This window comes from Metabacillus sp. B2-18 (assembly GCF_021117275.1).
GTDB lineage: Bacteria > Bacillota > Bacilli > Bacillales > Bacillaceae > Metabacillus.
On the sequence record NZ_CP088245.1, the window covers coordinates 4029704 to 4047516 of the forward strand.

Below are 17813 nucleotides of genomic sequence, written 5' to 3' on the forward strand. Positions count from 1 at the left end.
CAATCAACGAGTTTTCTTTATTATATCACCGATGCATTAAAAAGAACTTTAATTTTTCCAAAAATAATGAATTGTCCCTTGACTATTTTTAATTGACTAGATGATTATCTTTACTCTATCTTACAATATATTCAGCAACGATCATTATTAGGTATAATTTTAAATTGACTGTTGAAATTTATTGAGTTTTTCCGATATATAACATATAAATTGTTTATTCGTTTTGTCTCTGTTGTGTCGTTATAGAGCAGAATAAGTAGAAAGAAAGTGAATCAGTATGCGACATTTATTTGGTTGGGCTTGTATCTTTACTATGGTACCAATCTTCATCATATGTGTTTTTGTGGCAGGTAAAGAATCTCAAGCTATTAAAGGGATTAGTACCATATTGGATGAAAAAATACCCATTGAATCTGTTGATTTAGCACAAAACAGTTATGTATATGATCATGAGGGTCGCCTTATTTCAGAAATAACATCAAATCAACAAAATCGGATTTATGTTAAATACGAAAACATCCCTGAGATCGTAAAAAAAGCTTATCTCATTTCAGAAGATCAGCGTTTCTTTGACCATATAGGCTTTGATGCTGCTGGTATGTTTCGAGCAGTATTAATTAACGCGAAATCTGAATCGGTGGAGCAAGGCGGAAGCACTATTACTCAACAGCTGGCTAGAAACGTTTATTTAAATCACGAACAATCTTATAATCGAAAGCTGAGCGAACTCCTTTATTCCTATCAACTTGAAAAATCCTTTACAAAAGAACAAATATTTGAATACTACTTAAATGCTATTTATTTCGCTAATGGTCAGTATGGAATTGGAACAGCAGCAGATTTTTATTTTAATAAACAAATTCACGAACTACATCTAGCTGAACTTATCTTTATTAGTGCCGTACCAAATAATCCCACACAATACGATCCAGTTAAAAATTATAAAGCAACAAAAGTAAGACAAGAAAGATTACTACAAACTCTATATGAATTCGGAGCTATTACAGCGGAAGAGAGAGAGACCGCAACAAATTTTCCTATAAAACTTTCTATAAAGAAGGAAGTAGATATTCAACCAGATTATGTAACATATGTTCACCATGAGTTAAAGCAGTTGGTTGCTGCAAAAGAAGGATTAAAGGATCATAACCAAATAAATACACGTGTAAATGACATTTTAAGTCAAGGTGTGATCATTTATACAGCGTTAGAAAGTGAACGTCAAAATAAACTTGTTCAATCAATTAACACTTACATTCAATCCGATGATATTCAAGGTGCTGCTGCAGTCATTAATCATCAATCACATCAAATTGTTGCCCTTGCTGGAGGCACAAACTATAATAAATTTGAATTTAACCGCGCTTTTCAAGCTTATAGGCAACCCGGCTCTTCTATTAAACCATTACTGGATTATGCACCTTATATAGATGTAACCGGAGCAACTACCAAATCCCGAATCAACGCAGGCAGATTTTGCAGTGGTGGCTATTGTCCCAAAAATTATAGCGGAAGAAATTATGGCATGGTTTCATTGGAAACGGCTTTAAAATACTCCTATAACACTGCTGCAGTGCGGATGCTTCATGAAATTGGAATTGAAAAAGGTTTTTCTTACTTAGCGCCATTTAATTTTGCGAAAATCTCAAAACAAGATTATCACCTTCCAGCTGCCATTGGTGGGATGATGTATGGAATTTCTCCCCTTGAATTAACAAATGCATACACTACTTTTGGCAATAACGGTATATATTATGAAAATCATGCTATTGTTAAAGTAACTGATCAAACAGGCAAAACACTTTACGAATGGGGTGAGAATCCTATTCGCGTATGGAAGGAAACGACCAACAAACAGATGCGATCATTACTTTCTGCTGTTGTGTCAAGCGGCACAGGTAAAAAGGCTGCAATGAATAAAAGCTATGTAGGTGGTAAAACTGGAACTTCTAACGATTATCATGACTTATGGTTTGCTGGTTTAACGGATCAGTATACTGGTGTAGTTTGGATTGGTAAAGATCAGCCTGCTAACATTAGGAGTGTTTATGACAGAGGCTCACATCTTCTTATTTGGAAAGAAATGATGAAATAAAGACAAGTACTTCAAAAAGGGGGGAATAAAATTTGAATGCAGATAATCAGCCTATTCTTCTCTTTGACGGAGTGTGTCATTTTTGCGATCAAGCTGTTCAGTTTATTATTCGATACGATAAAAAAGCTAAGTTTCAATTCGCTGCTCTGCAGTCAAACACAGGACAAGAACTCTTGGAAAAATTCCAACTTCCGACTACTAACTTCAATAGTTTAGTCGTGATTAGGGGTAGTAGCTATTATACAAAATCATCAGCTGTTCTTGAAATCTGTAAACTTCTAGGTGGAACTTGGCAACTTCTATATCTATTCAAAATAGTCCCGAGACCAATTCGAGACCTGCTATACGACTTCATTGCAAGAAATCGATATAAGTGGTTTGGCAAAAAAGATCAATGTACAATCCCAAAACCTGAGGATAGAAAAAGGTTTTTACCTTGAACAATAAAAAAAGCTGAGATTGATGTTATCCGTCAATCTCAGCTTTTTTATTTTAGACAGGCAAGCTCGCCATCACACTATTATAAAGCCTAATACATAGATACAATGTTCCAAGTATAAAGATAAACCAAAAAAGAACATGAAATAGCACTAATCCTATTAAAGATAGCGAGGTTAATGACTGACTAAATTTATAAACGATAAAAACAAAATAAATCAGTGTTGCTAAAAGAAATATTCCGATGATTGCATAAGGATACTGAACAGCAGCAAGAGAAAGTGCCCCACCAATTAAATAAATGGAAGATCCTCCTCTAATTTTAGTCAAATTTTCACCTGCTACATCTTTTGAAAAAAACAAAAGCGAAAGCTCAGTAACCGTGTTTGCAATTAGTTTTAATGCTGAAAACAGCATAAAAAACAGAAGAGAAAAAACAGTAAATAACGCCAGCTTGATCCCACTATTAGAGAAGAATTCCAGCATTCCATCATAAATACCAAACACCTGCAAATAATCGATTACAATCATGACTGTAACGATCGATAACGAAGCACTAAATAATAAGATTGTAATTAGCGGAAAATAACTAGTAAAGTATGTATTTTTCATAAAATCAGTTTCCTTGCTAAATAATTCAGTTTCCATCCTATTATGAATTAGCAGATTCGCTTTGACAAGACTTCATGTAAATAAATAGAAATTCATATTTCTTTGTACTAAAAAACAGGATGTCTATAATTAACACCCTGTTAACGAAGTACAACGCGTACATATTCACGCGGTCGAAACTTTTCAAATACATTTGCTTCCTCTGTTAACGATTCAATCGGTGTTTCAGTATTTGTTAACTGTATGACTGAGTCCTCAAATGAAATCGTTTCGACATATTCTCGTTTTACTCTTTCATTTATATACCAAGCACTGCTAAACAAGGATGAAAACAAACATCCTGCGACAAAAATCTTTGTTTTGTGCATGGAATCACCTCAAACCTTAGGATGTTCTTAAGGTCTTTATAATATACAAGTTAGCAGAAATTTGTTATCATTTTTATGTTCATATGAACTCGAAATGAGCAATATTTGATATAATTTCATAGTGCTCCACAATCTGGAACATAATAAATCAGTAATACTGAGCCAGATTTGTTTTAAATACAATAAGGAGGTTAAAAGATGACATTATTACACGTGGCAATTTTATCACCATTTTTACTTGCCATACTTATTCCATTCCTGTATAAGTACTTTCGTAACATTCATACAGGCTGGTTTGTACTAGGATTGCCGATCCTGCTCTTTGTTTATTTTATACAATTTCTAGATTCAACGATGCACGGTGAACAAATCAGTTACACCGCAAATTGGATACCTTCTCTTGGTATTAACTTTACCGCATACATAGATGGTCTTGGACTGTTATTTGCGTTATTAATTTCTGGAATCGGTGCCTTAGTTGTACTCTATTCGATTTATTACCTATCAAAAGAGAAAGAACAATTAAACACCTTCTATGTGTATTTACTCATGTTTATGGGTGCCATGCTCGGTGTTGTTTTATCAGATAACCTAATTGTCTTATACACCTTTTGGGAATTCACATCACTTTCTTCTTTCTTGTTAATTGGTTATTGGTATCACCGAGAAAAATCACGTTACGGTGCACAGAAGTCTATGCTTATCACTATTTTCGGCGGCCTTCTCATGCTTGGTGGTTTTATCATGCTTTATATGATGACCGGTACTTTCAGCATTCGAGAAATTGTTGGTCAAGTACCGGAAATAGCACAGCATGAACTTTTTGTTCCTGCTCTTATTTTAATTTTGTTTGGAGCTTTTACAAAATCAGCGCAGTTTCCATTTTATATTTGGTTACCAGATGCAATGGAAGCACCAACACCAGTAAGTGCTTATCTCCACTCAGCAACCATGGTTAAAGCTGGGATTTATCTAGTAGCACGTTTCAGTCCTGTATTTTCCGGGACACCTGAATGGTTTTGGATTGTTTCATCATTCGGTATTTTCACGATGTTCTGGGGATCATTCAATGCAGTGAAGCAGACTGATTTAAAAGGGATACTTGCATTCTCAACAGTCAGTCAATTAGGAATGATCATGTCAATGCTCGGTGTTGGTTCCGCTGCACTAGCTCTAGAGTCTATTGATGATAGCTACTATACAGTTGCGACGCTTGCTGCTATTTTCCATCTAATAAACCATGCTACTTTTAAAGGAAGCTTGTTTATGGTGGTTGGAATTATTGACCATGAAACAGGAACACGTGATATCAGGAAGCTTGGCGGTCTTATGAGTTTGATGCCAATTACGTTCACGATATCAATTATTGGAGCCTTTTCAATGGCAGGATTGCCTCCTTTTAATGGTTTTCTTAGTAAAGAAATGTTCTTTACTAGTATGATTCGTGTAATGGAAATGGATGTTTTCAATATTGAAACAATTGGTCTATTATTTCCGATTATCGCCTGGGTTGGTAGTATTTTCACTTTTATTTACAGCATGGTATTGGTATTTAAAACCTTCACGGGGAAATATCAACCTGAAAAGCTTAAGAAGAAGCCACATGAAGCACCAATTGGAATGCTCATTTCGCCGATTATATTGGCTTCACTTGTCGTTATTTTCTTCTTCTTCCCGAACATTTTAGCTTACACGATTATTGAACCGGCGATGGCTTCAATCATTCCGGGATTACTAGGTGATGAAGGACATTTTCATGTTCATATCTATCCTTGGCATGGATTCACTGTTGAATTATTCATGACAATAGGTGTTATTGCATTAGGTATTGTCGGGTACTTATCTCTTACAAAGTGGAGATCTGTTTATCGTCTAGTTCCTGAAAAGCTAACGCTAAATAAAGGATATGATGCAGCATTACATCAACTTGATCGATCTTCGTTCCGTTTAACTAGATTTTATATGACTGGATTTATCCGTGATTATCTAGCGTATATTTTCACCTTCTTTATTCTTATTCTAGGATCTGCCTTGGTTGCGACCGGAGGATTTTCATTCTCCCTGGCAGGAACTGCTCCAATTGGTGTTTATGAGGCAGTTTTAGCTTTTGTTATGGTAATTGGTACAGTGACAGTTTTATTTTCTAAATCCCGTTTGACTGCCATTATTGCTCTAGGGTCAGTTGGATACTCATTATCACTCTTTTTCGTCCTATTTCGGGCGCCTGACCTAGCTTTAACGCAATTATGTGTGGAAACAGTATCAGTAGCGTTGTTCCTGCTTTGTTTCTACCATTTACCGGAATTTAAAAAGAAAGAAAAAAAGCTTCACTTTAAATTAACAAACCTACTTATATCTCTAGGTGTTGGTACGATCGTTACACTTATTGCTCTATCTGCCAATAGCCAACGTGTATCAGAAACAATTTCAACTTATTTCATTGAAAACAGCTATAAGCTGGCTGGTGGAAAAAATATGGTTAACGTCATTCTTGTAGACTTTAGAGGCTTTGATACATTATTTGAAATAGCTGTTTTAGGGATTGCTGCACTAGGAATTTTTGGTATGATTCGCTTAAAAGTCAGAAGGGAGGAAAAAGGGTGAAAAAAGATATAAAAACAAATGATATCATCTTTCAAACTGTTACAAAGATTGTTGTGTTTATTATCATTATCTATTCATTACACCTTTTCTTTTCTGGACACTATACACCAGGTGGAGGTTTTATTGGCGGACTAATGACTGCTGCGGCACTCGTCTTACTGTTATTAGCCTTTGATATAAAAACAGTTGTCAATACCCTACAGGTTGATTATCTGAAGTTAACGGCAACTGGTTTATTAATTGCTGTATTAACAGGAATCGGTTCATTTTTCTTCAATGTTCCGTTCCTAACACATACATTTAGCTATGTACAGTTACCTCTGCTAGGAAAAACATCCTTAGCTACAGCGGTATTATTTGATTTAGGAGTTTACCTCGTTGTTATCGGTGTAACGATGACCATTATTCAAACGATTGGAGAGACGGAATAATGGAAATTTTAATGTCTATTGTTGTCGGGATCATTATTACGGCTGCGGTTTATTTAATGTTATCCAAAAGTTTATTACGAATTATTATTGGTACTGGTTTGCTAAGTCATGGTGCACATTTACTCATCTTAACGATGGGAGGACTAAAAAAAGGTGCTGCTCCATTGCTTGGTGAGCATGCAGAAGTCTACGTTGATCCACTTCCACAAGCTTTAATTTTAACTGCGATTGTTATTAGCTTTGGAGTCACATCCTTTTTCCTTGTTCTTGCCTACCGTTCATACCAAGAGCTTGGGACTGATGATATGGATCAACTAAGGGGAAATGATCAATATGAATAACTTAATTATCTTGCCAATTGTCATCCCATTTTTAATGGGAATACTTTTAATCTTTTTCAACAAACATATTACTGTTCAAAAATGGCTAAGTGCTGCTGCTTCATTCTTAAGTGTCATTGCTTCCATTGTGATCGTTCAGACCGTTCATACAAACGGCATTCAGACACTAGAGATCGGAAATTGGGCACCACCTTATGGAATCGTACTTGTTGCCGATATGTATGCTAGCTTGTTAGTGTTAACAACAAGTATAATTGGCTTTACATCGTTATTGTTTGCTTTCTCATCCGTAACAAGAGATCGAGAAAAGTTTTACTTTTATCCAGGAGTTCAATTTTTACTTTTAGGTGTAACTGGTGCTTTTCTAACAGGTGATATTTTTAATCTCTTTGTATTTTTTGAAGTCATGCTTATGTCTTCTTACTTGTTGATTGTATTAGGAAGCTCCAAAAATCAGCTTCGCGAGTCAATTAAATACATCTTAGTCAATGTTATTTCTTCGGCACTTTTTGTTATTGCGGTAGCGTATTTATATGCAGTAACAGGAACATTAAATATGGCAGACTTAAGTGTAAGAATAGCAGATATGGGGCAATCCGGGTTATTAACAGTCATCGCCATTCTCTTTCTAGTCATCTTTGGCTTGAAGGGTGCGATTTTCCCGTTGTACTTTTGGCTTCCTGCCTCCTACCAGGCACCACCTGCTGTTGTTACAGCATTGTTCGGCGCTTTATTAACAAAAGTTGGGGTTTATTCCATTACACGTGTGTATTCCGTTATTTTCTATCACGAGCCATCTTTTACACACCAAATACTCGCCTGGCTTTCAGCACTAACAATTGTTTTTGGTGTCATTGGAGCAATTGCCTATTGGGATATTAAAAAGATTGTCATCTATAACATTATTACTGCAGTTGGTGTTATTTTATTTGGAATCGCAGCAAACACTCCAAACTCAGTAGAAGGCTCTATTTATTATTTAGTTCACGACATGATTGTTAAAGGAGCATTATTCTTCTTAGTGGGTACAATTATTGCGATAACAGGCACTAGTAATTTACGTAAATTTAGCGGATTGATTGCTAGCCACCCTTTTCTTGGATGGATGTTCTTAATTGCCACTTTGGCTTTAGCAGGAATTCCACCACTCAGCGGCTTTATCGGAAAGCTAAAAATTATTCAGGGCGGCTTTGAAGCTGGTGAATACACAATTGCTTTCGTTGTACTGCTATCAAGTTTGTTAGTACTATACTCTGTAATGAAGATATTCATCCATGGTTTTTGGGGAGAGCCAAATAAAATCCCAGTTAATAAAGAGGCTACAAAGGGGTTAATACTCCCAATAGTCATCTTGCTTGTATTGTCAATTGCTTATGGCTTTGGGGTTGAATCACTATCACCTTATATTTCACAGGCTGCCGATACTCTGCTTGATCCATCAATCTATATTCAAGCCGTATTGAAGGAGTAGATCATATGGCATTTCAAATTTTACTTAACTTTATTTTAGGGTTCTTATGGATGTTTCTTTCGAATGATTATTCTTCCTTAGCTTTTGCTAAAGGGTACTTTTTCGGGATATTAATTCTTTTTGTTCTAAGACGTTTTTTTCAACACAGATTTTATTTATATAACGTGATTGCGATTATTAAGCTTCTCTATATTTTCTTAGTAGAGCTTGTTAAATCCAATGTATCTGTACTAAAAGTAATACTCTCTCCCAAGCTTAATTTAAGACCAGGAATTTTTTCTCTTGAGACGGAGCTTGAAAAGGAGTGGGAAATTACGATTCTTTCCAATCTCATTACATTAACACCGGGAACTCTCGTGCTTGAAGTTTCTGAAGATAATAAAACATTATATATCCATGCAATGGATATTGATGACGTCGAACAAGCAAAACTTGATATAAAAAATACGTTTGAAAAAGCGATCAAGGAGGTGAGCCGTTAATGTTTACGCTAGTTATGACCATTTCACTCATTATCGTTGCCATCTCGACTCTTTTATTCGTCTATCGACTAGTAAAAGGACCATCAACACCAGATCGTGTTATAGCACTAGATGCAATCGGGATCAACTTAATTGCAATAACGGCTATTATCTCCATTGTTCTTAACACAAGTGCTTTTGTTGAGGTTATTCTTCTATTAGGAATATTGGCTTTTATTGGTACTGTTGCCTTTTCTAAATACCTGGAGAAAGGAGAGATCATTGAAAATGATCGAAATCAGTAAATTCATTGTTGGCTTTCTTATTCTCCAAGGTTCGTTACTAAGCTTAATAGCAGCAATCGGAGTTGTTCGTTTGCCTGATCCGTATACTCGTAACCATGCTGCTTCAAAGAGTGCTACATTAGGTATCATTAGTATCCTATTGGGATTATTTATGTATTATTTACTTATTGATCACCATGCAAATTCTAGGGTGCTTTTAGGGATTATCTTTGTCTTTATCACAGCGCCTGTTGCAGGACATCTAATAAGTAGAGCCGCATATAATACCGGTGTTCCGTTGTGGGAGAAAAGTATTCAAGATGATTTAGCTAAAGCAAGAAAACATGAAAAAAGTAGATGAGCGTTGCTCATCTACTTTTTTATCCTCTAATTAACTAATGTCCTCTTGCTTTGCGCATGCATGATCAATATCATCGTTTAATAAAAGATTTCCTCATTTTTGTTTCTTCAAAATTGCCATTGTACATCTGGACAAGCATATCAGCTCTTCATCTTCATCTACGATCTTTATTTCCCATACCATTGTTGTTTTCCCACGATGTGCAGGTTTAGCATATGCTGTGACTACACCTGATTTTTTCCCACGAATATGATTTGCGTTTATTTCTAGACCTACACATACTTCTGTTTCATGATCAACTAGATTATAAGCGCCAATACTTGCTACAGTTTCTGCAAGAGCAACTGATGCCCCACCATGAAGTAATCCGAATGGTTGGTGTGTACGATGATCTACTGGCATTGTGGCAATCACACACTCAGGTGTAACAGTGGTTACTTCTATTCCTAAAGTCTCCATTAATGTATTTTTCACATTAAAATCCATTATGACCCGACCCTTCACATAGTCTATTACTCTTAATAATTTACCTTGTTTACTTTAAACAATTGTAAATATAGTCTATCATAAGGAGATTCTTGAAGCGAAAAATAAAAGATCAAATCATCACTTAATGGCTTTAAAGAATTTAAGTGTGCATAATTACATAAGTAGAAGATGAAATAACCTTCAGACTTAAATAACAGCTAAAATCCTGCAAAAATTCTTACTATTTTCTTAGAACAAACACAACAAAAATAAAATAAACAAACAATAAAAGTAATGTTGGAAGTACAGCCATAATATCCATTATAACCTCCTCATTTAGGAAACGCTTTCCTGATTCCTAAAAGGATATAATTAACATCTTAATGGATAAATATCATGGCTATATTGAGGATTTGTTTAGTTTTTGTAAAATTAAAGAATACAGGAAAACTACTTGAAATAAAATAGACCTGGCATTCACCAAGTCTATATTTCAATATCTATTTTTAATCCATTTTCTCTTGATGTTTCAATTAAGAACGATCCTTTTAAAGCTTTGACCCGTTCACTAATACCAGAAAGGCCTGTTCTTTCTTTTTGATCACCTATTTCTTCATAATTAAAACCAATACCATCGTCCTCGTAATGGAGAACAATCTTATCTTTTATAGAAACAAGAATAATCATAACATTTGTTGCTTCTGAATGTTTATGAGCATTTATAAGCAATTCCTGTACAATTCGATAAATGTTTAATTGAGTATCAATATCCAAAGAAGCATTTATATTTCCAGTATTAAGTCGGATATCAAAGCTTACAATGTCTTGATATTGCATAATGAGCTTATTTAATGCCTTAACTAAGCCTAAATCATAAAGTAACTGTGGTCGCAGTTCTTGACATGTTTTTCTTGTTTCTTTAATAACCTTCGTCATACTGCTGTTTATGCTTTGTAGCTGTTTTTTAAGAACATCAGCATCCTCTTCTGACATTGCCAATTCACATTGCCTTTTTAAAGTAACCAAGTCTTGAAGAACAGAGTCATTTATTTCCTTAGCTAAATGAGATCGTTGCTTTTCTTCTATAGAAAACAAAATCTTATTCAGCCAATCTGGTTTTCCTTCCTCTGTCTCAACTTTTTGTAAGTGTTGCATTAGTTCATCAATTTTCAAAAAGTTTTCTAATGAAACATTCGTGTAAAACGAAAGAGTTTTTAACCATGACACCTCATCACGAGTTAATTTAGGTGTGTTTAGTATAGACAAGCATACTAATACATAGCTCTTGTTGTCAGTTACACCTATATTAATAACAAAACCTTTATCTACTTCAACAATCTTACCAATTTCATTTGAAGCTTCTTTAATTTCTTTTAAATAAGATCTGTAGTTTGGTTCCTTTGCTAAGGGATCAACAGAAGTAATATTCTTTACCTTATCAAGCTCGATAAAATATGCCTTGCTAACATGGAGTACATCCACAATTACTTGCTTTAATTCTGCAATAACCTGTTCCAAATTGCTTGCTTTTCTTATGCTTTGAGTATACTTAAAAATACTGTCCTGATAATTATACTTTTCAGAAAATCGCTTTAATCTAAAACGATCATCTAAAACTTCCTTCACATAAAAAATGAACACCATAGCTAAGTAAATATAAACAAAAAGGTGGACAGAAGAAAAAGTTTGATTGCTATCTTTTAAAGTGAACATAATCATAACCATAATCAGAGTTGGAATTATGGCTAATATTGAATAATATTTAAGTCTTCCTAACAAGAATTCTATATCGTATATCTTCGTTACCAAAAATTGGTAAACTAATGAAAAGGGAATTAAAAGTAAAAAAGCAGATAAAAATATTGGCGAAAATACATACTTTTGAAAAATCACATACGGAATAACATAGAACAAAAGAAAAGGTGTAAAAGCTAAAACATTGGTTACAATTAATATTTTGACTAAATATGCTTGTTCTGAATATCTAATCTTTCTTAAACCTGAAAACTTTAAACTAAAAGTTAAAATAAGTAAAATAAGAAACGACACTAGTGTAAGCAACTTGTTACTTATTATGGTCATTCCCCAAAAATTATGAACTAATTCAGCCAAAATATTGATAAATACCAGCATATAACCAAATATAATATAAGAAAATCTGAAAAGTTCTTTTCCTAATTCTTTAAAATATTGATAGATAAAGTGTAAATAGCTTACTGGAACTAATGTAAATAATGCTATATTCACGTATCTACTTAGTAAATCTCCCCTTGAAGAACCACTTGCACTAAGATAAGCCATGGCTACTATTAATAAAAATAGTATTAATAAATGAGCAGACCGTTGATTTGTCTCTTTGTTTGATTTATTAATAAAATAAATACTAAACAAGCATAAAGCAAGAACTGCTAAAGGGATGATTATTATAAACAAAACCTGATTACTGAATAAAGTTGATGGAACAATATATTCTTTAGTTATTCCATTTTTCTTAAGTACCTTAACTGAATTTATCTGTTCAAGGAGACCATGACTAACAGCTGGAACATGAAGCTGTGGATCTTTGTTATTTATTTCAACGATCTTATCCCCAACATGAATACCCACTTTTTCTGCCCAGGTTTTTGGCTCAATTTCAGAAATCAGCATTTCTTCGTTATTTGTTTCAATTATTCTAGCTCCAACATATGGGTATTTATAATTTAAAATTATAATATAAAGGACAAAAATGATACTTAATATGACTAATAGTTGGAGCATCCTATTAAAGGTAAGACGCATCTAAATTATAATCACCTTTCAACATAAATTATGATATTAATCGTTCAAAATTGTTCTTTACTAGTTAATAGAACAGCTTTTAATCTCTCAACTTGGTCTTGTTTAATTGGTAATTCATTTATTAATTTTGCTGCTTTATTCACAGCTATTTGCTTCATAACATTTAAATAATGCACAGTTCCGGAATTTGAGAGTTTGTTACTAAATTTTGTATAACTTCCAAAGTAGGCCTCGACTGTTTTTTCACTTTTAAAGCCTTCAATAATATCCAAAGCATGTTCGTTACACTTTTTTTGAAGGTAAAGAAAGCCTAATGATTTTTTTTGTGCTGAAATATCATTTTTATTTGGATTAAATAAATCTCTAAAGTCATTTTCAATTTGTGCAGCAATTCCAATTTGATACGAATAGATCTCAACTTTTTCTTCATTTGCACCAGCTAAAAGCATGCCACTTACAGATGCTAATGCAATTAAAGAACCTGACTTATACTTCATCATTTTGATACATTCATCTTCAGTAAATAAAGAGTTTTCCAAATCAAGATGCTGCCCTTCCATTGCTTGGAGAGAAAACTGAGTAAATGCATCAAGTATTTGAATCTTATATGGAGAAGATAATGATAATATCACTTTATGACTTAACGTATAAATCATCGTTGCCGCATTTAAAGCAATAGAAGGGTTAATTTTCATCCATGGCTCTTCCAGATTATCTAAGTCTTCAAGATCATCCAACATATCAAAAGATAAGATTAGTAATTGAATAGCAGCAGCAAGCCTCACTATTTCTGCATTTTTTCCCTCGAATGCCTCATAATGTAATATGGCCAAATGAGCAAAATGAAAGTTGTCTTTTTCCTTAATAAAAGAAACAACAAGATGCTGTAATTTGCTCTCTTTTACTTGCGATTCAATGATTTGAATCATTTGTTGTTTAATATGTTCATTATCAACCATCTATTGGCCAACCACCTGTCTAGGTTTATATGACTACATGCTGAGATCTCTTTCAATGAATAAATCAATCATCTTCCATTCTCAACTAACCGCCAAATTATGTCAATAAAAAACAAAAGAAACTTGGTTTTATCCAAGTTTCTTAAGATACATTTAAAAATGCAAATTTATCATATTTATCGATACTTTTATTTATAAGCTGCAGCGATTCTTTTGATTCTTTTAACTCTTGTTCTATCTTTAATAAAAGCTGTGTCATTTCATCAATCTTCTGTTGATTCACAGTTTCACACTCCCTATTTGTTGGTAAGCGAATGTAAGGCCAACCTAGTCTGCTTTCTATAAGTTAAATTCTAATCTAAATAAGGTATTTTTTCACCGAAAATAATTCTTATGACTCAATGCGTGATACCGCAAGTCAAACGCAATAGTTCAAATTATATATTTCTTCGTCTTACCGACCTTTTTTTATTTTTGTTTCTACCTTAAGTCCTAACAAATAAACATTTCGTCTGCCATTTTGTTTTTATGGGTATATGGTAGCCCTAATTTCATATTTTGAGCTAAAAAGTCTATTCCATTGTGCTCCACTATCGCTTTAATTAAAAAACCAGATGAAAATTTTTTAAAAACAGCCTAAAAAAGAGACCTATTTCAAATAGATCTCTACCTAACTTAAACAGACAATATAGTCTTTGTAAAAATGTTTTCTGCCTCTGAAACAGCTAATTCGATCAACTGAGATTTCATTTCTTGAGGACCATGATACTCTATTGTGTAATCCTCAATTCCTGTTTTTGAATACAAACACTCCATTGTCACCTTGCAATTGTCCTTTAACACCGAAAAAACCGCAACCATTTTGTCATCTAACTCATAAAATGTTGGCTGCACCATCATCGTGTCTACAAGCCTCCTTAGAATAAAGAGAATTTTGAGGACTTGTCATAGGATGTATACACTCATATCTTTAACATTCTCTGTTTGATGACAGTTTCCTTCAAATAATTACAAATTATTATTGAACATCGAAAAAAATAAAGTGCGGGTAAAGTACCCACACTTGTTCTCGTAATAAAAAATTTATAATTCCCCTACTTTTCATCTAATTCCATAAGGTTTGTTGCCCATTCAATAGAAGATAAATAAATGCGGTTAATCTCTTCTTTTGGTATTTTCAAACCTTCTATATTCCAAGTTGATTTTTCAATACTTTCGGCCCAAAGTAACACATGATATAAATCGTTTTCTTTCCCGAGCAAAGCATCTTGAATATCATCGGATAGTGGTAAGTCCTTTAACACATCCTGGATATTTCGATGCATCAATGTATCAATTAATGAAAACATTCCTGTTAACATGAAAGGTGCAGACTGACCCATCTCAAGATAAATGGCAATCTGTTCACATAACTTCCCACGAATTAAGGATAACTTAATTACTTCTTGCATATTAATATCTTTTGGGTAATTTATATTTTTTAATGAAATAACATAAATCCATTTTTTAAGTTCATTTAATCCAAGTAGGACAATTGCCTGTTTGATAGATTCAATTTTATTAACAGGTCTAAAAGCCGGTGAATTAATTAATTTTAACAGCTTATATGACATAGAGATATCATGCTCAATTTCGGAGGCAATTTTATCAATATTAGGCTCTGTCTTCGCTATTTCTGAAAGTATATGATAATACGTTTTTAAGTAAGAAGGAACATCATAACTTGAAACAATATGTGGTTTGCTGAAAAAATAACCCTGAAAATATGTATATCCCGTTTTCTTTGCAAATAAAAAATCCTCTCTTGTTTCCACTTTTTCTGCTAAAAGTTCTATATTATAAGGACGATACCGTTGAACCATGGATTTTTGTTCACTTTTGGATGTGTTTAGAAAGTCCACTTTGATGATATCAACATAAGGTAATAATCTCGGTAATAAGGATGATTGCTCTTGGACATAAAAATCATCAAGCGCAATAGTATAGCCTAATTCTTTTAACTCTTTACATGAAAGAATTAGCTCTTCACTTATTTCAACATTCTCTAATATTTCCACAACAATAGAGGAGGGATTAAAAAATGTTGGTACTCGGGATTTTAGCAGACTATCTGTAAAGTTGACAAAACAACGTTTGCCTTCTGATAAATCATGAATACCAATATTTAAAAAACTATTAATAATGACTTCTGTTGTAGCAAGGTCTCCATCAATATCTGGAAATATATTTTCCTTACTTCCTCTATATAAAAGTTCATATGCAAAAACTTCTTCTTTTATATTAAATATTGGCTGCCGTGCAACAAAAACCTCCATGCTTTGACCCCCGATACAAAAAATAACCAATAATTTCAATTTATTCTATTTTACTACATTTATCTTAATAATAAATCATATTTTGGTTATTTACTAATAATTGCGGGTCTATAGTATTATAAATGACTCAAAAAACTCAACGTTATTTTAATCCATCCGAAAAATGACAACCATAATGGTACACTCAGCAATGTGGCCCAAGCCATTCCTTTAAAAAAATTGTCTTCATGCATAGTGTTCACACCCTTTATAAAGATCTGTAGTCATTATTTTTTCCATGGTATTATTTATTAAACCTGATTCATCACCAAATTTTGTGATAAGAAAAAAATAAGAAAACACTTTTGAAATCCTGGCAATAATGTTAGCGACCAAACTACACATTAGGAGGATCCAAAAGTGCTTTCCGTATCACTAGATTTGCCAGAATTTGAAGTTGTTAAACAGGAAGATTTGACTTCCAGTTATGTTGTTGTTGTTCAAAAGAATTCAGTAAAAGAACGTTGTTCTTTTTGTGGTTTTCTTTCTTCTTTTGTCCATGATAGAAGGACAAGAAAAGTAAGAGATCTTGATATATTAAATAAGCAAGTATATCTGCTTATTAAGGTAAAACGGTATAGATGTTTAAATTGCTCTGAAGTATTTTCAGAGTGTTACGATTCAATAGAACCTGGTAAACATCAAACTAATCGTCTCCGTGAACACCTGTATCAACTTTGCCAAGATACAACCATTAAACATGTTAGTGAGAAATACCATATTCCATATACCACTTTAGAAAGGATCTATTACTCAGTGGCTCATGAAAAAGCACTTATTCACAAAGAGGCAATTACACACGCTACTGACAAAGATGACCTTGTCTTAAGCCTAGATGAGGTAGCCGTTAGAAAGGGTCATCGATATGAAACGGTACTTCTTGATGCAAAGCTAGGATGCATTCTAGGTATGATTCATCAACGTAGTTATGAGTCTACCTCTCAGTTGTTAACAAATTACATTTCATCATCTCAAGCTGTAAAAACGGTTGTAGTTGATATGTGGGATCCGTTTCACAAAGCAATTAAATCTTTATTTCCTTTGGCTTCGATAGTGATTGATAAGTATCATGTTGTTCAAAAAGTTACACAAGCTCTAGATAAAGTCAGAAAGAAATACCCTAAGTTAAAGAAAGCCAGATTCCTATTGTTAAAAGGGTATGAAAAGTTATCTGAACAACAAAAAGTCCGATTAGATGAGTTATTAGAAGAATATCCTTTACTTGCTTCAGCTTATTACCTTAAGGAAACCTTCAGAGAAATGTATAAACTTGATAATTATAATGATGCAGAAGAATCGTTTGAAGAATGGATTCAACTTGCATGGAGTAGTCCATATCCTTCTTTTCATGAGGTAGCTAAAACCCTTGAAAATTGGAAAGCTGAAATTCTTCAATATTTCTTGTCAAGATATACAAACGGAAGGACCGAAGGTACTAACCATAAGGTTAAAAACATTAAAAGAAGAGCCTATGGTTATAGAAATTTAGAACGGTTTAGATTACGTGTATTTCTGGAATGTACAGGAAACACTTATAAAAAACAAGTAGCATAACTCTCTTTTATTCTTCAGCTATCAGTATGGTAGTTAGTAACTTGGATGCCGTCAAGGAAAGCACTTGACCGCATCCAAGTTACTAACTAAGTAGTCTACAAGCTGAAGAAGGAGATAGTTTGATTGCGACACAATCAAGCTAACTTATTTCTGGGATAGGTGTTTATCACAGAAAATGGTGAAGAGACTTAAACCTAAGGTAAGCGCTTACAGTCAGATTTTTCTTATTAA

General features: G+C 33.6%; 18 protein-coding genes. 10 read left to right on the forward strand and 8 right to left on the reverse strand.

Annotated features, from left to right (window positions below):
* Positions 1-277 precede the first annotated feature (277 nt).
* Both LPC09_RS20485 and LPC09_RS20490 read left to right on the forward strand, forming a co-directional pair.
* Entirely contained in the window at positions 278-2095 is a 1818-nt protein-coding gene (locus LPC09_RS20485; protein WP_098795584.1) for a transglycosylase domain-containing protein, read from the forward strand.
* A 32-nt stretch (positions 2096-2127) separates the two neighbouring features.
* Positions 2128-2535: a thiol-disulfide oxidoreductase DCC family protein gene (locus LPC09_RS20490; protein ID WP_098795583.1), complete on the forward strand. Its 408-nt coding sequence runs from the start codon at positions 2128-2130 to the stop codon at positions 2533-2535.
* 52 nt (positions 2536-2587) lie between these two features.
* Here LPC09_RS20490 and LPC09_RS20495 read toward each other — a convergent pair whose 3' ends face one another.
* Entirely contained in the window at positions 2588-3145 is a 558-nt protein-coding gene (locus LPC09_RS20495; protein ID WP_098795582.1) for a DUF5366 family protein, read from the reverse strand.
* Positions 3146-3285: 140 nt separating this feature from the next.
* The gene (locus LPC09_RS20500; protein ID WP_098795581.1) at positions 3286-3513 is read right to left on the reverse strand and encodes a hypothetical protein; all 228 of its coding nucleotides are present in this window, start codon (positions 3511-3513) and stop codon (positions 3286-3288) included.
* Positions 3514-3711: 198 nt separating this feature from the next.
* Between LPC09_RS20500 and LPC09_RS20505 the strand changes: the two genes are divergently transcribed.
* From LPC09_RS20505 to mnhG, 7 genes are read left to right on the forward strand one after another with little or no spacing between them, the layout of a single operon-like run.
* Positions 3712-6117: a Na+/H+ antiporter subunit A gene (locus tag LPC09_RS20505; RefSeq protein WP_231308175.1), complete on the forward strand. Its 2406-nt coding sequence runs from the start codon at positions 3712-3714 to the stop codon at positions 6115-6117.
* Between the two features lie 8 nt (positions 6118-6125).
* A complete protein-coding gene (locus tag LPC09_RS20510; protein WP_098795599.1) occupies positions 6126-6548 on the forward strand; it encodes a Na(+)/H(+) antiporter subunit B in 423 nt (140 codons plus the stop codon).
* Complete coding sequence (locus LPC09_RS20515) at positions 6548-6889, forward strand: Na(+)/H(+) antiporter subunit C (RefSeq protein ID WP_098795579.1); 342 nt, start codon at positions 6548-6550, stop codon at positions 6887-6889. The genes LPC09_RS20510 and LPC09_RS20515 overlap by 1 nt, the downstream gene beginning before the upstream one ends.
* A complete protein-coding gene (locus LPC09_RS20520; RefSeq protein ID WP_098795578.1) occupies positions 6882-8360 on the forward strand; it encodes a Na+/H+ antiporter subunit D in 1479 nt (492 codons plus the stop codon). The genes LPC09_RS20515 and LPC09_RS20520 overlap by 8 nt, the downstream gene beginning before the upstream one ends.
* Positions 8361-8365: 5 nt before the next feature.
* On the forward strand, positions 8366-8842 hold the full coding sequence (locus LPC09_RS20525) for a Na+/H+ antiporter subunit E (protein WP_098795577.1): 477 nt from the start codon (positions 8366-8368) through the stop codon (positions 8840-8842).
* On the forward strand, positions 8842-9126 hold the full coding sequence (locus tag LPC09_RS20530; protein ID WP_098795576.1) for a Na(+)/H(+) antiporter subunit F1: 285 nt from the start codon (positions 8842-8844) through the stop codon (positions 9124-9126). Before LPC09_RS20525 ends, LPC09_RS20530 begins: the two co-directional genes overlap by 1 nt.
* Entirely contained in the window at positions 9110-9466 is a 357-nt protein-coding gene (gene mnhG, locus LPC09_RS20535; RefSeq protein WP_098795575.1) for a monovalent cation/H(+) antiporter subunit G, read from the forward strand. Before LPC09_RS20530 ends, mnhG begins: the two co-directional genes overlap by 17 nt.
* Before the next feature lie 93 nt (positions 9467-9559).
* Here the strand turns inward: mnhG and LPC09_RS20540 are convergent, their stop codons facing one another.
* From LPC09_RS20540 to LPC09_RS20565, 6 genes are all read right to left on the reverse strand, one after another.
* Positions 9560-9952 carry a hotdog fold thioesterase gene (locus LPC09_RS20540; protein ID WP_231308176.1) on the reverse strand — a complete coding sequence of 131 codons (393 nt, stop codon included), beginning with the start codon at positions 9950-9952 and terminating at the stop codon, positions 9560-9562.
* Between the two features lie 468 nt (positions 9953-10420).
* Complete coding sequence (locus LPC09_RS20545) at positions 10421-12715, reverse strand: histidine kinase (protein WP_231308177.1); 2295 nt, start codon at positions 12713-12715, stop codon at positions 10421-10423.
* A 44-nt stretch (positions 12716-12759) separates the two neighbouring features.
* Entirely contained in the window at positions 12760-13674 is a 915-nt protein-coding gene (locus LPC09_RS20550; RefSeq protein ID WP_231308178.1) for a polyprenyl synthetase family protein, read from the reverse strand.
* Between the two features lie 142 nt (positions 13675-13816).
* Complete coding sequence (locus tag LPC09_RS20555) at positions 13817-13957, reverse strand: DegQ family regulator (protein ID WP_098795571.1); 141 nt, start codon at positions 13955-13957, stop codon at positions 13817-13819.
* Positions 13958-14349: 392 nt separating this feature from the next.
* A complete protein-coding gene (locus tag LPC09_RS20560; protein WP_231308179.1) occupies positions 14350-14574 on the reverse strand; it encodes a hypothetical protein in 225 nt (74 codons plus the stop codon).
* Positions 14575-14768: 194 nt separating this feature from the next.
* Positions 14769-15989: an EAL and HDOD domain-containing protein gene (locus LPC09_RS20565; protein ID WP_231308180.1), complete on the reverse strand. Its 1221-nt coding sequence runs from the start codon at positions 15987-15989 to the stop codon at positions 14769-14771.
* Between the two features lie 399 nt (positions 15990-16388).
* On the opposite strand from LPC09_RS20565, the gene LPC09_RS20570 reads away from it, so the two are divergent.
* On the forward strand, positions 16389-17582 hold the full coding sequence (locus LPC09_RS20570) for an ISL3 family transposase (protein ID WP_231307480.1): 1194 nt from the start codon (positions 16389-16391) through the stop codon (positions 17580-17582).
* The last annotated feature ends 231 nt before the right edge of the window (positions 17583-17813 follow it).

What these genes read in the sequence shown, in the direction of transcription:
- LPC09_RS20485 (WP_098795584.1), top strand. Translation starts at nt 278, where the DNA reads ATGCGACATTTATTTGGTTGGGCTTGTATCTTTACTATGGTACCAATC.
- LPC09_RS20495 (WP_098795582.1), bottom strand. Translation starts at nt 3,145, where the DNA reads ATGAAAAATACATACTTTACTAGTTATTTTCCGCTAATTACAATCTTA.
- LPC09_RS20500 (WP_098795581.1), bottom strand. Translation starts at nt 3,513, where the DNA reads ATGCACAAAACAAAGATTTTTGTCGCAGGATGTTTGTTTTCATCCTTG.
- LPC09_RS20505 (WP_231308175.1), top strand. Translation starts at nt 3,712, where the DNA reads ATGACATTATTACACGTGGCAATTTTATCACCATTTTTACTTGCCATA.
- LPC09_RS20515 (WP_098795579.1), top strand. Translation starts at nt 6,548, where the DNA reads ATGGAAATTTTAATGTCTATTGTTGTCGGGATCATTATTACGGCTGCG.
- LPC09_RS20520 (WP_098795578.1), top strand. Translation starts at nt 6,882, where the DNA reads ATGAATAACTTAATTATCTTGCCAATTGTCATCCCATTTTTAATGGGA.
- LPC09_RS20525 (WP_098795577.1), top strand. Translation starts at nt 8,366, where the DNA reads ATGGCATTTCAAATTTTACTTAACTTTATTTTAGGGTTCTTATGGATG.
- LPC09_RS20530 (WP_098795576.1), top strand. Translation starts at nt 8,842, where the DNA reads ATGTTTACGCTAGTTATGACCATTTCACTCATTATCGTTGCCATCTCG.
- mnhG (WP_098795575.1), top strand. Translation starts at nt 9,110, where the DNA reads ATGATCGAAATCAGTAAATTCATTGTTGGCTTTCTTATTCTCCAAGGT.
- LPC09_RS20540 (WP_231308176.1), bottom strand. Translation starts at nt 9,952, where the DNA reads ATGGATTTTAATGTGAAAAATACATTAATGGAGACTTTAGGAATAGAA.
- LPC09_RS20545 (WP_231308177.1), bottom strand. Translation starts at nt 12,715, where the DNA reads ATGCGTCTTACCTTTAATAGGATGCTCCAACTATTAGTCATATTAAGT.
- LPC09_RS20550 (WP_231308178.1), bottom strand. Translation starts at nt 13,674, where the DNA reads ATGGTTGATAATGAACATATTAAACAACAAATGATTCAAATCATTGAA.
- LPC09_RS20560 (WP_231308179.1), bottom strand. Translation starts at nt 14,574, where the DNA reads ATGATGGTGCAGCCAACATTTTATGAGTTAGATGACAAAATGGTTGCG.
- LPC09_RS20565 (WP_231308180.1), bottom strand. Translation starts at nt 15,989, where the DNA reads ATGGAGGTTTTTGTTGCACGGCAGCCAATATTTAATATAAAAGAAGAA.